The sequence below is a fragment of the Paenibacillus sp. FSL H8-0280 genome, from assembly GCF_045040665.1.
Classification (GTDB): domain Bacteria; phylum Bacillota; class Bacilli; order Paenibacillales; family Paenibacillaceae; genus Paenibacillus; species Paenibacillus xylanexedens_A.
Genome location: NZ_CP150296.1, coordinates 3,634,843 through 3,649,331, shown reverse-complemented (window position 1 = coordinate 3,649,331; position 14,489 = coordinate 3,634,843). Strand labels below are relative to the sequence as shown.

Annotated in this window: 9 protein-coding genes and 1 riboswitch; of the genes, 1 reads left to right on the top strand and 8 read right to left on the bottom strand. The window is 43.4% G+C overall.

The features are described 5' to 3' along the window. Positions 1–183: 183 nt before the first annotated feature. From MHI12_RS16100 to MHI12_RS16070, 7 genes are all read right to left on the bottom strand, one after another. On the bottom strand, positions 184–1,278 hold the full coding sequence (locus MHI12_RS16100; protein WP_405173007.1) for an L-dopachrome tautomerase-related protein: 1,095 nt from the start codon (positions 1,276–1,278) through the stop codon (positions 184–186). Positions 1,279–1,528: 250 nt separating this feature from the next. Further along, a complete protein-coding gene (locus MHI12_RS16095; RefSeq protein WP_405169708.1) occupies positions 1,529–3,214 on the bottom strand; it encodes a CotH kinase family protein in 1,686 nt (561 codons plus the stop codon). Positions 3,215–3,338: 124 nt separating this feature from the next. Next, entirely contained in the window at positions 3,339–4,001 is a 663-nt protein-coding gene (gene tenA / locus MHI12_RS16090; RefSeq protein ID WP_405169707.1) for a thiaminase II, read from the bottom strand. Between the two features lie 114 nt (positions 4,002–4,115). After that, a riboswitch (TPP riboswitch) is annotated at positions 4,116–4,213 on the bottom strand. Between the two features lie 206 nt (positions 4,214–4,419). Continuing rightward, positions 4,420–7,092, bottom strand: a complete 2,673-nt coding sequence (locus MHI12_RS16085; RefSeq protein WP_405169706.1) for an endo-1,4-beta-xylanase — start codon at positions 7,090–7,092, stop codon at positions 4,420–4,422. Positions 7,093–7,385: 293 nt separating this feature from the next. Then, positions 7,386–8,237: a BglG family transcription antiterminator LicT gene (licT, locus tag MHI12_RS16080; protein WP_405169705.1), complete on the bottom strand. Its 852-nt coding sequence runs from the start codon at positions 8,235–8,237 to the stop codon at positions 7,386–7,388. A 17-nt stretch (positions 8,238–8,254) separates the two neighbouring features. After that, entirely contained in the window at positions 8,255–9,697 is a 1,443-nt protein-coding gene (locus MHI12_RS16075; RefSeq protein ID WP_405169704.1) for a glycoside hydrolase family 1 protein, read from the bottom strand. A gap of 60 nt (positions 9,698–9,757) precedes the next feature. Then, positions 9,758–11,716 carry a beta-glucoside-specific PTS transporter subunit IIABC gene (locus MHI12_RS16070; RefSeq protein ID WP_405169703.1) on the bottom strand — a complete coding sequence of 653 codons (1,959 nt, stop codon included), beginning with the start codon at positions 11,714–11,716 and terminating at the stop codon, positions 9,758–9,760. Between the two features lie 335 nt (positions 11,717–12,051). Here MHI12_RS16070 and MHI12_RS16065 point away from each other — a divergent pair, with 335 nt between their 5' ends. After that, on the top strand, positions 12,052–12,435 hold the full coding sequence (locus tag MHI12_RS16065; RefSeq protein ID WP_405169702.1) for a collagen-like protein: 384 nt from the start codon (positions 12,052–12,054) through the stop codon (positions 12,433–12,435). A gap of 70 nt (positions 12,436–12,505) precedes the next feature. Here MHI12_RS16065 and MHI12_RS16060 read toward each other — a convergent pair whose 3' ends face one another. After that, a complete protein-coding gene (locus MHI12_RS16060; protein ID WP_405169701.1) occupies positions 12,506–14,245 on the bottom strand; it encodes an ABC-F family ATP-binding cassette domain-containing protein in 1,740 nt (579 codons plus the stop codon). Between the last annotated feature and the right edge of the window lie 244 nt (positions 14,246–14,489).

Here is a 14,489-nt window from a genome sequence, read left to right as displayed (position 1 = left end):
GCAAAGCATTGCCATATTCTTCACTGGCTTTGCATAGAGCTGTGCATGTAAGAATCCTACCCCGATTGTTTTCAATAGCCTCACCTCCATAGAAAATAGATCGCCGCTATTTGCTTATTATATCAGAGCTTGTTGTTCAATTGTTTAATGATGTCTTAGGGCAGATTCGACTTACGCAACATATCAAAAGGTAGGAGCAGGTAATTCATCTATTATCATACGTAGTAGACTATAGGGTTTTTGTCGCAGGTCTTTTCCGTAATGAAATCTGGCCTGCCTATGTAATTGGTTCACAATTACATATAAATATTGATCTGGACCAATAGAAAAAGTATCCGGCCATAAAATTCTCGGATCATGGGCGATGGTTTCCATGATTCCATTCGGGGATATTTTTCGAATGCTATCGTTTTCATAGTCTCCAGCATAAACGTTTCCTTTTGCATCCGTTATCATTCCATCAGAAGCCCCCTTTTCTCCCCAATACTGCACAAGATAACTTAAATTGAGATCCGGTATCGTTCTGTCTCGCAGAGCTTCTGTTGAGATTGAGTATAGATAACGACTGGATAGTGGACAAAAAAATAACATTTTTCCATCTGGGGAGATCGCTATACCATCAGAGGCCAATTGAAAGGGAGATGTTGAACCATCGGTGTTTCGATTTATCAAAATTTCACCTTCCACTTTCGGTAAAAAATATGGATCAGGTGAAGTTGAATTTGCTCCATTTAACCGTCTATACGCATTTCCATTTTCTAAATTTACAACGATAATAGCGCCTGGCCCTCTGGAAGAAGAGTCCGTTATATATGCGAAACCTGCTTTTCCTACACGAAAGTCAAATCGGACATCATTCAGATACGTTGTCGGCAAGACTACATCATCAGCAAATGTATATACTTTTCTTATTGTATTTGTTTTTAAATCTACAGCGACTAATTTTGCCCCTCCTTTAATTGGCTCAGAAAAATTTGGTGCAGCCGTGTCCAGTACCCACAAGGTTCCCCTTCCATCTGCAACAACACTTTGGACACTGATGAAGGACATAACGATATTCAATGGGTTGATCAAATTCGTTTCTACATTAGGATAAGGTTGCATCTGACCCTCAACAATTTCCGCTACCGTAAATCTGACGTCATCTCCCCATTTTGGAAAACAAATAAAGATACGCCCGGTTTCGGATACACTAACGCCTGTAGGCATAGCCCCGTAAAAGGAATGAACGAGTTCTAACTTACCGAAATACTTTTCCATAGGTAACATAGGTTTTATGATATCCTCCTTAACATATTTGAATAGATATTACCTATAATATGTTCCAGACTTTTTCTAATACCTGGCCCTTAATCGTCTTTTTCTACGTGTTTTTGAAAATGTCCAAGGAACAAAAAACCAATGCGAACGACAAAATGTCGGTACGCATTGGTTTTATTAAATGTCAGGCTATCCGTCTACTTCAATGTCCGATCTTTTGCTGATCACTGAACTCATCTTGATTATCTGTTCGCTTTACGTAATTCACTTATTTTCCATCCTGAGACTGATTACTCTCTGCAGCTTCACGACCGCGACCTCCCATGCCTCCTCGCGTATTATTTTCACCCAGTTTGGACAGGTCAACCGAAGAAGCATCAATCAGTGAATTCGAGTCCTCTTTTTGTTTCTCGGTCGTGGAAGGGATATTCCCGTCCAGTTGCCCTTGTATACTTTCTGCACGCAGCGAGCCAAGTTTGGTCAATTCTGTAACAGCTTCCTCGTACTTATCATACGTAATAAACGCTGTAGGGTCTTGCTTCACATATTCTGAGATCATGTTGTTCAGGCTTTGCACTTTTTCTTCATATTTTCCGTCTGCGAAGTATCCATCTACGATCTCCTGCAAATATTCATGATACTTGGCCTTATACTCCGGCACCTCAAGGAGCTTTCCTAAAATTGGACGTTCGTCCAGGCTGCCCCCTGATACCGGCGTATCAATCGCCAGATTCACGACATCGGAGGCAGAACCAGCTTGAAATCCACCGAAGGCCATGTTGTAGTCCCAGGGCAACATGCTGATCTGTCCATCGTTTTCATACAGATAATAGTTATGTCCCATGTTGGACGTGTAACTGTCCATATTGACAACGACCGTGTGGGCTGCAAAATATCTCAGAACTTCGTCCACATCCACATATTTCTCCAGTTCGGTACCTGTGCTCAAGTTTTTGAGCGATTCAATGACACGCTGATAATCTTCCTCTGTTGTTTTGGTCTCAGCATTGTCGAAGATGGCGGAGTAACTGGATGATTTGTCATCGGTATACACCAATGAAACACCATTGCCGCTTCCATCCATACCACCTGGACCACGGTTACCCTTCATACCTGCTTCCGGTAGTGTATTCGCTCCATCTTCCCCTGTCCCGCTGTTCATATTCGGTGGACTTGCACCATCCGGTGGCGCCATACCTTCAGTAGGTGGCTGCATATTTCCATACCCTTGTGCAAAAGGATTGCCATCTGGCCCTCCCATTCCTCCTGCCCCCATGTTGTCATCATTGTTCGGTTTGTAAAGTTCACCCTCATCATTCTTGGCTCGGGCGAGATATCCGCTGTCAATGTCTTCAACAGCCAGGTACAAACCCCAAGTCTCTCCATTTACACTAATATTGGAGAACGCGAATAAGGGTGCGTCTACGCCAATATAACTCATGATGTCATAACTCAAGTATTCCTTCATATAACTATTGTCGCTAATCATGTTGTTCACAACGAGCTTGTCCAACCCCATCCAAGTTTGATCCTTAACATACTCATCAAACTTGATTTTGAAACTATATCGATCCGTTGTATCATCGCTAGCGACTTGCCGAAGGCTGGAGTTACCCTTTGGACGAATTCCGACGTTTTCAATCGTTGTTCCGTTAATCGTAATATTAGCTGAGATGTACTGCTCCTCATTTGCATTATCCAGCATTTCTTTCCATGCCGTTTCATCCACATCAATCGAAATGGACATAACCTCAGTTTTGTTGATTTGATCGGCATACCCTACTGTCTGCGCAGTATTCTCCGTTTTACTCTGATTATCCGTATTCGTTTGTTCCTTTTCAGTCGGATTGTTGTCCGAGTCTCCATTCTCTTGATTAGTCGAGCTGCATGCCGTCAGCATTGCAGTACATAACACCGCTACACCGATAAATTTAGGCCATTTGTATATGCTCATTGCCATCACCTCATGATTGTTGTTGAATCTTTTTATATGTAATCATCATAGATGGCAATTCTTAAATGAATCTGAATGAGTGGCGTCATATGGTACTCTCTCATTGAATTAACTACCGGTGAACTCAAGGCTCCAGCCTCCATGACATCTCCCAAAAATCAAGCTCAAAGCGACTGCACATCACGAAAATATCTTCCATCCGTTGGTACGTTCCCTCGCTACAGCCTTCTAATAGCTTATCCGTTAACGTCACAAGGGATTGATTGCTGCTGTTGTATTCAGAGGAAGCATATCCTGTGATCCACTCTCCGTAAAAAGGATGCTCAGCTGCACCAGGCTTTTGGGAAAGAACTTGACCAATCTCTGCATAGCTCCATGAGCAGGCCAGAATGGATACAAGTACTTCTGCTATGCCACCCGCATGGGAAACAGAGAGCATATAGTTAGTATAGGCTGCATTTTTCAGTGCAGGTTTTACCTGAAAAACATGATCCTCTGTTATTCCTAATCGCTCCATATAAGAACGATGAATTTTCATTTCACCATTCAGGATGTTATCTACGTTTTCACTAAAAAACTGCATCAATTTGGGGTCGTGCGACTTGACGATACCTAGTGCAAATACACGGGCATAATCGAACAGGTACAAGTAGTCTTGCAGCAAATAATAACGAAATTGTTCAACCGGTAAGGAACCATCTCCGATCCCTTTAACAAAGGGATGCTCAAGACATTCCTTCCACACAGGCTGTGCTGCCTGATATAGTCTCTCTGAAATAGTCAACATGTGTTCCTCCAATTCATAATGTACGTATTTAAAAACAAAAAAAACGAAACATCCATAGGATGTTTCGCAGACAAATACACTAAAACAAGGGAGTTCGCATGAGCTACCCAAGTACAGTGTTTCATCGTTGCATCCCTACGTTGGCATTATCCAAATCAGGTAAGGTCGGTTTAACACCCTCTCAGCCGGTTAAGGCTCCCTCGCAAACGGTTAGTATGTAGTTAATTACTTTCTTATCCACATAAAAGAAAAAATAACATTCATTTAGTATATCAAGGGCTGTTAAATATAGTCAAGGCAGATTGTATCGCCCTCATCAGCTTGAGTGACGTATGTAAACGATGAAAACCATCACAACAATGGTTGAGTTTTAGCCACTGTTATGATGGTTTCTATTCTTGCAACTACTGCCGATGGTTTAATGCCCGAGTTTGTTCTTTCCCACAAAAGTGAGTATTCCGTACTGGGAAGTGTTTCTCCAGCTCTCATTGGTCGTATCATTCCATTTAGCTACGCTCTGCTTACCTCCGCCCTGGTTGTCGTTAATTTGAAGCTCGAAGCCGAGAACATTTCCTGTTTTGGGCGTCAATGATTGTAAATGAATTCTGGCTTCTACGAGGTATCCTTTATTTGTTTTCTTCACAGCACTTACAAGGCGTCCGGGTGAGGCACCGCCTGCAAAGGTTCCTACATTGTCTGCACTGATTCTGAACTGGGCATCATCATATTGAAAATACGGTGTGCGCTGGTGATTCTCGTCCAGGAAAATCTCAACCGAATCCTGATCCCATGGGTTGATGCTATCTGTGATGATGTTTGGATCAGTGACGTCGATCAGCAGGTATAGATATTCACCTGACCACATTGCGCGAGCCACTGCCTCTGCACCTTCGCTTTGGTTCAACCGGTTTACTTCAAACGGTGCAGCCTTATTCCATGATGTGTCTTTCTTCCCATCAATCTGAACAATCCCTTGTACAGCTTGTGCAGATTTGGGCATAGGGGCAAGCTGAATCACGCCGTATTTGCTTGTATCCTGTTCCTGAGATTGTGTTCGATCATTCCAGTACAGTGGATTATAAGGTTGTGTCCCACTTATACCGCCATCAGTCACACGGATATCCAATCCGGCTTCATATTCTGATCCGACTTGGATACCACCCCACGGAATGGACAATTCAACCTGATATCCGGTTTTGGTCTCGCGTACACGATATGAACGCTGCTCCACGCCCTCAGCTTTGCCAACCCGCTTAATGATTACATGTCGGTCATCTACTTCATATGAAGTGGTCTTGCCATTATTGAGATCAACAAAGATATCTACTTTGTCATTCACATCTGCCTTCGCATCCTGAACATCCACGAGGATATACAGGTTACTATGATCCCATAAGGTGCGGAAACTGGCTGATCCCGAAGAGTCACCCTTCAGTGGAGTAGACACCGCTTTGTTCCAGAGCGGATCTTGTGACTGTTTTTTGATATCCGGTTTACCCGAAAGTGAGACGGCTCTCTGTGTCAACACAGGCAAGCTGGATTCATCCACAAGTCCCCAGTATGCTTTTTTGGCCTTAAGGGCTGAATCAAACAGCATAGCCTGGTTGTTGTAAGACTTCTCATCTTGGAGTCCCCATAAGGTAACTGAAGAAATGTGGTCTTTGTGTTTTTTGTACAAATCCAACAGTTCCTTATATCGATACGCCTGCTTTACTGCGACTTCATCGGACATCTCTTCACCAAATGGAATTCCGCTATCAACATCCAGTTCCGTGATCTGAATATCCAATCCAAGTTCGGCGAACATGTTGATCGTTTTTTCAATTTCCTCGATGGGCGGGGATTCCAGGTTATAGTGGGATTGCAAACCCACACCATCGATGAGCCCTTTCTCTTTCAGTCGTTTGACCAACCGATACATATGCTCTCTTTTCTCAGGAACTTCCGTGAAGTATTCGTTGTAATATAATTTGGCATCCGGATCGGCTGCACGAGCGAATTCATAGGTTTTTTCAATGTAATCCGGACCGATTAGTTCATAAAAGGGACTTTTACGTAAACCGTTGGCATCACCGTTGCTATCCGCAATCGCCTCGTTTACCACATCCCAGGCATAGATCTTACCTTTGTATCGGGTCATGACGGTTTCAACGTAATCCTGAATCCGGGCAAGAAGTAATTCTCGACTCGCAGGGTTACCCTGAGGATCCTTGAACATCCACTCTGCTGCATCAATATGCCACAACAACGCATGTGCGCGTACGCCCATACCATGCTCCTCGGCGAACTGAACATATTGATCGGCTGCCTCGAACTCATAAACACCTTCGGAAGGAGACATGTACTTTGGTTTCATCTCGTAGGTTGCGGTCAAGCTGTTAAAGTGCTTTGTGAGCAGTTGTCCATATGCGCCTTCCAACTGCCAGCGATACACCGCTGCACCAATGGGGAAATCATCTTGATACAGGTCCTTCAGAGACAGAATCCCTTCTTCAATCTCCAGTTGCTCGGCCAGAGTAAATGATACATCATCCACATAGAACGATAACGTATCTACGCTATCTTCAGAGATGTAGGGTGTTTCGATGAACAAATTCAATTCAGTGGGATCATCGCTATACTGAAATTTTCCGGTGATCTTGTGCCATGTATTCCATTCTGTTTTGGCAATTTTCACGCTACCGATTGGGTTCCAGCTTTCGGCAGTTGTTTTTTTATATGTGGTGAGCTGTAGTGTTTGATCCGTGGTGGGCTCCTGAGTAAGTCTTACATATGCCGCAATTTCGTACTCTTGGTTACGCTTAAGCAGATCCTTCATGGATAACATCGGTCCATGATAGGAACGCTCACGGTTGGCGACCAGCATACTGGACTGACCTTCGTGTGCTTCCTGCTGTGTCACTGTCAGCCTTTCGTTACCTGTACGTGGAGTCCATCCCTGAAGTGTACCGTCTTCAAAGTTTGTGCTCAAATGACCTCCCTCCACTTCCGTAACTGCTTTGGCTGCATGTGAGACATTCGAAAATGGAAGCAGGGCGAGTACCAGCACAAGAACCAAGGCTGTTATATTCCATTGACCTAACCGTCTCATACAATTCCTCCTCTTGATTTGGTCTAAGTATTTCTGAACGGATTAACATCCAGATAAATAGATTATAGCTCTTTGGATAGCGCTTACATATAACAAATTTCCAATAGTTATAATAAAAAAGTTATCTTTTGGTAATTGTTAGTTTAGGAAACTGGAGTTCGTTCGCGTGGAATATCAAAAAAGTCGCTACATATTTGCAAGAATAAAAGACCGTTTCCCGATAAAATACGAGAAAACGGTCATAGTTAGAAAGTATCTTTTTTCTGTTCACTAACAGGCATATAAACTTTTTTTTATAATCGTCCCTCGTCACCCTGTTCCTCCTGCACAATTCGAGCAATGTGAATCATCAAATATAATAATTCCTCGTTCGATATGGAGATATCCAGCATATTCTGCACGTAGGTTTTGATCATCTCCGCGCATTTGTATTCAAGCGGATGCTCCTTCACCATGTGTTGAAATATAAAATCTTTCGCCGAATTGCCCAGACGTCCTTCTTGTAAACGCTGGATGAAGAATTGCAGATGTGTGACAAGTCTCACATAATGAATGGAATTTTTGTTCAATTGCATATCAAAGGTGTATTGTATCAGGTTAAAAATATCTTTTAACATCTTAACGGATTGCATTGTGCGCTCCATATTCTGCTCATGCGTTTGGGCATTCACGAAATGAAAAGCGATATTCCCTGCTTCTTCTTCCGGCAGTTCAATACCCAATTCTAGATTCAGCATCTGAACGGCTTCAAGGCCCAGTTCGAATTCGACAGGATGAAACCTCTGGATCTCCCATAACATGCGATTCTGTAATGCTACACCTTTTTTCCATCGTTCAATGGCAAACGACAAGTGATCCATAAGCGTAAAGAAGATTTGGTCGTCAAGAGACAACTGTTCTTTTGCATTGGTAATCAGTTTGTTTATGACATTCACATGTTTTTCTGGCATGTTTTCGATGGTTCGTACGTAAGCCTGGGCAGACGGATTATTTTGCAGAATGAATCGTTTCTGGATATGCTCCTCATCGATTCGCTCGCCGACTTTGCCTTTGAATGCCAACCCTTTTCCCATGACAATCATCTCTTGTCCCTGATCATCTTTGGTCAGAAGCAAGCTGTTATTTAATATTTTGATTACTCTCATGAATTCATCACGATCCTTTATTCTTTCGTGACCGCCTGATCCGAATTTCCGATACATCTGCCATTCTGTTTAATGACCTCTTGATACCACGAGAAGCTTTTCTTCTTCAAACGCTTCAAGTCTTTCAGATCCTGTTCACCACGGTTTACATAGATCATTCCATAACGTTTCCCATACCCCTGATGTGTGCTTACCACGTCAATAACGGACCAAGGGCAATAACCAATCACATCTACTCCATCTGTTAGAGCCAGTCTGATCTGTTCCAGATGTTTCTCGATAAAATCAATCCGGTACGTATCGTTAATGGTGTTATCTGCCTCAAGTACATCCGGGGCTCCAATACCATTTTCCGTAATTAGAATAGGGAGACCATATCGTTCACATACCTTACGCAATGTCAGCCTTAGGCCAACCGGGTCGATGACCCAGCCATATTTTGTTTTTTCGGTATAAGGATTCTCCGCTGCCCGGTAAACCCCCTGCTCACCAAGCATAATTTGCTGATCCCCTGCACGAGCTGTAACATCCGACGCATCTCCCATACTGGCGGCAATGGTTGCCGTCGAGTAGTAGTTGATTGCTACCAGATCGGGGCGGCCAGACTGGATATCTTCCATGTCACCCTGCTCAATAACCGGCTCTATGCCGCGTTCCTGTAAATAACTCCAGAATAATGGATTATACCGTCCCCACACCGATAAGTCGAGAAAACCCCATCCACGAATCGTCTCCCAGTTATGAGCAGCGATTGCATCGGCTGGTTTGGAAGTTGCCTGGTACATGGAAGTCATGTTTAATGCAGGACCAATCTTGCCTTGCGGGAGCATATCATGAAATAGTCGCATCGTTCTGCCTTGAGCTACAAACATGTGATGATTTTGCTGATACAGTTCCTTATTGGATGGCAAACGCCCGCCTTTTGGTGTACCAATAGCACCGGGATGAAGAATCATCGTATTTTGCTCATTAATGGTCAACCAATATTTCACTTTATGCCCGTAATGCTCAAACAAGATACGCCCATACTCGACGAAGGCATCGATCGTCCCCCGGTTGTTCCATCCTCCGTTTTTCTCAAGCTCGTAGGGTAAGTCGAAATGGTACATGGTCACAATGGGCTCAATACCATGAAGGAGCAATTCGTCAATCAATTGGTGATAAAAGTCGAGTCCCTTCTTATTAACAGCTCCTGTGCCTGAAGGCAAGATTCGAGTCCATGCAATTGAAAAACGATATGCTTTGAGGCCCAGCTCTGCAAAAAGCTTCACGTCTTCTCTGAATCGGTGATAGTGATCGCTCGCAACTGTGAAATCGGCGGTTCCAGCCGGATGATCACACATATCGATGACGGACAGGCCTTTGCCATCTTCGTTCCAAGCTCCCTCCACTTGATAGGCCGAGGTAGAGCCTCCCCACAGAAATTCATTGGGGAATGGTTTGATGTGTTGATATAACATCTCAAACACTCCTTCATTTTAAATGTTGATCAAGATATGTGACGGACCATATTACGGTTGTTACGAAAGGTGGATAATGGTCGCTCCAACCTCCACAGGGCTCTGTTTCTCCAGCTTAATGTCCGGGAAACGATCCGAATTGGCGATAATGATCGGGGTTATGACTTCATACCCTTCTGCCTTGATGGCATCGATATCAAAGCGGATCAACAAGTCACCCCGTTGTACGCGATCCCCTACTTTAATGGAAGAGTTGAAATGTCGCCCCTTCAGGTTGACGGTATCCACTCCAATATGAATGAGCACCTCTTCTCCATCATAACCATTTAATTTGACCGCATGTTTGGAGTCCATGAAAGCCGTAACTTCACCTGTGATTGGTGCATACAGTTCTCCTTTGGCAGGAATAATGGCAGCGCCCTTACCCAGTAATCCCAAAGAGAAGACATCGTCTGGTACACGGTCAAGGTGGACTAATTCCCCTTGCATCGGACTGGTGATCGTAAGTGGGCGTAATTCATTTTGGCTCGGTACATTTGCATTTGTTATTGTAGAAGACTGTGTGCTTGAGCTGTTGTCTTGAACAGGCTGCCCGGAAAGTGTCTTGTCATCGTTAACGTTGGTATTTCCTTCTTCTTCATCGTCCACTGGATCTTCAAAACCAATGATCCATGTCAGAGCAAAGGTAACGATAAAAGCGATCAGACAAGTCACAATGGCATGAACGATGTTCATCGGATTGCTGCCAATGAATGCAGGTAACGCGGCAAGCCCTGGAGACACGAAGGCATAACGTACTAATCCGGTCAGACCAGCGTATATCCCTGCTACACCACCACCGATCATTGCGGCAATTAAGGGTTTCTTCAGTTTCAGCGTTACACCGTACAAGGATGGTTCCGTGATGCCCAGCACAGCGGTGAAACCGGATGAAGCAGCGAGCTGTTTCAGTTTTTTGTTTTTTGTTTTCAATGCTACAGCAAGGGTGGCCCCACCTTGAGCAATATTGGACGCGAGCATTCCCGGACCGTTGATCATTTCATATCCATTTTTGGTTAGTTGGCTAGTTGCAATCGGCGTCATCGCCCATGCAGTGCCTGTTACAATCAGGAACGGTTGCAAAGTGCCCATTAACAAAGGAATCAGCCAACTGGCTCTGGCATTAATTGCTTCTGCACCCATCGCCACCAGATCATTTAGGTATGTTCCGAAAGGGCCGATGGCCACTAATGCAAGTGGTGCTGTAATCAATAGTACAATCATTGGTTTCGTGAAAAATTTGATCATTGAAGGCGATACCCGATCCGCGAAACGTTCAATATAGGACATGAGCCAAACAACGATAATAATCGGCAGCACGGAGCCCGCGTAATCGGTTAGTCGAACTGGAACACCGATGAAAAACACGTCTTTTCCTTCCGCCATCAGGGCGCTCCATCCCGGGTGTAATAACACGCCGGCAACTGTCATGGCCAGAATGGGACTAGTTTCAAATTTAATGGAAGCTCCATAAGCCAGCAGAATAGGCATGAAATAAAAAGCCGCGTCCGCAATGGTATTAAGGATATAGTAGTTTTGGCTTTCTGTCGTTACAAGACCTGTCAGCACAAGTACGGCTAATATGGCTTTGATCATACCCGCGCCAATGATTGCCGGAATTACCGGAGTAAATGTTGTTGAGATCACGCTGATGAATCTGGAGATCCAGCTCTGTTTTTGTTTTGGTCCGTTATTTTTGCCAGAATCCGATTTGGATTCCGCACTTCGGGTAGCTGAACCCATCTGCTGAGTGATAACTCGGTAGACCTGCTGCACCTCATTGCCCACAACGACCTGGTATTGTCCACCATTGTTCACAACAGTAATGACACCTGGAAGTGCTTTGAGTTTTTCTGTCTCCGCTTTGGAGATGTCGTGCAGTTCGAACCGAAGTCGAGTTGCGCAGTGCGTAAGCCGAGCGATATTATCCTTCTTCCCAACCAATTCCGTTATCTCTTGTCCCAGCTTGCGATAATCCATACCAATGCCTCATTTCTGAATTTGGATATAAAAAAGACCAAAACGATATGCCTTCCCCTACTCACATAAGGAAAATGCAAAATCATTTTGGTCATGCCTGCTTTACCAGTAACAGCCAAACACTGCTAATATTTAATTCGTTGTTGATGTAAACGTTTACTGAATCATAATATCACACAATAATTTAGTTAGCAATCACTTTATTCGACATTTTTCTGCAATTTGATTTGCTTGATTCGACTTGATTATTAGCGGCCTTCTATAGGCTTCCACCCATTCCCCTTCTCAATTGCCTACATACAATACATTAGACTAATGAACAGGAGTGATGTGATATGACATTTTTACCTCCTTTTGGACCTGGTGGAGGGTTTGGCGGACCTGGGGGTCCCGGAGGACCAGGAGGACCCGGCGGATTTCCTGGTCCGCCATCGTTCCCCGGGGGTGGAGGCGGCGGACCACAAGGCGTGCAGGCACCTACAGGGCCGCCACCATCATTCATTCCACAGCAACCCGCTTCGTTATATGCGGTAGATCCAAGAGCCATATCCGGTTGCCTGTTTCGCTACACATATATTTGGCCGGATCGTGGTCAGGGCTTCTGGATGTACCCGGTATTTGTAGGTAGAAATTCAGTGGCTGGCTTCCGTTGGAATGGCTTCTTCTGGCTATACACCGGCATTGATCTGCAGCGAATCAGCTCGTTTAGCTGTTTCTAGAAGTAAATCCCCCTGTATGCGGAATAATCCACATACAGGGGGATTTAGATTTATGGAATATTCACCTTGTCTAAAGCAGCTTAATCAGCTTTTCCAGCTCATCAACCAGACTCTTTGCAAGTTCAAAATTAGTATCTTTTAAAGCCAATTCAATTTTCATTTCAACAGACTTTTTCTTTTGTTCATTTTCTAGATAGTTTTCATCAAAATGACTCGTATAAATCATCTGTCTAAATTCTTCTATACTCATTTTACTAATCGTTTTGTCCTCGATAATTAAAACATAATCCATACCATTTACAACCGAATAGAAATCATGAGAAATCATGATAATCGCACCTTTGTAGTCCTCAATGGCTTTCTCCAATGCGATTTGTGTATAGATGTCCAGATGGCTTGTCGGTTCATCTAGGAGCAATACGTTGGCTTGACTGGCAGAAACTTTAGCCAGTTGAAGCATGTTTTTTTCTCCACCAGATAAAGATTCAATCTTTTGATCAAGGATTTCTCCTTCAAAGCCATAGTTTGGAAGATACGATCTAATTTCATCATACGTTTGAAAGCCGGAATCAATGAATTCATTAAGGATGGTATTCGAATCTTTTAGCATTTCGCCTTGAACCTGAGATAAATAGGCCACTTTAACATCAGTATTTATTTCAATGGCATCCTGATTATTTTTAAAGATTTCTCGGAGTAAAGTCGTTTTCCCGGTACCGTTAGGACCGATCAGGGCTACTTTATCTGTAGATTTGATCTCAAAGTTCACATTTTCCAAAAGCAACTCGTCAAAGGAAACGTTATAGTTATTGACGTTAACCACCACGGTGTCTTCCATTTCCTTATCGATTCCAAAATGGATATTCGGCTGTTTGATATCGACAAATGGCTCTTTTATTCGACGTGCTTCCAATCTCTCTTGAAACTTGACTCTGGCTTTTAACGCTCTGCCTCTGGAGGCTTCGGAATTATATGTGGCGATCTCTCTAAGATTGTCGATGATGTGATCGTATCTCTCAATTTCTTCAGCTTCAGCAACTGCGATTTCTTGCAGTTCGATCTTAGACTGAAGCAGTGAGAAGTTGTAATCGATATATCGCCCGTCAAACTCTTGGAGCTCTGTGTTTTCTAGGTGTATGATTTTGTTGAAACAATGGTTCAACAGATATCGGTTGTGCGTAACGACCAGCAACATTCCCTTGTGTGTGTTAATCAATTTTTTAAGCGCGTTCAGGTTTTCAAAGTCTAAAAATACATCAGGTTCGTCCATAATCATGAAGTCTGGACGATTCAGCATTTCCTTCATCACTTGAATAAGTTTGAATTCCCCGCCGCTTACGGCGGATATACTAAGATCTTTGAGCTTCATGAGGTTGGCAAGGTTTAACTGTTTATTGATGTTTTTTTCGTAATTATCCCCATCCATCGCCTCGAATGCATCCAAAGCCAATTGAAGCTTTTCCATCAGGGAATCCATATTCGATGTGGTGGCCATCTCCGCATAAATCGCTGTAATTTCATCTTGTATCTTGATGAATTCTTCTGCGATATATTCAAAAACGGTCATTTCTTTTGTTTTATCTACTTGCAAAAACTGACTCACATACCCGATTCTGCAATCTGGGTCTATCTCTAACTTGCCCTCGAACAAATATCGTTCTGGATCCATCAGGATATCGATCAATGTGCTTTTTCCACTTCCGCTTGTTCCGATAAAAGCACAATGTTGTGCCTCTTCAAACGTAAATGAAATGTTTTTATATAGTTCCTTTTGTGGAAATGAGAAGGATAGGTTTTCAACTTTTATCATAGTGTTACCTTTCTTTATAACTAAATTGGTGGCTAGTATTAAATATATTGTCGAACACAGACTTTTAGAGTAACACTGTTTACCACCAAGTACAATCGATTTTTAGCCTTACGCTCACTTCGTGTCATTAGCCCTTCAGTGTAAAAATGAGTATCGAACGTTATGAATGAATGCAAAGAGAGCCGACAACTGCGATTCTGCTCGCGGTCATCAGCTCTGCGCTTTAACGTCTGGCTCTGAGATA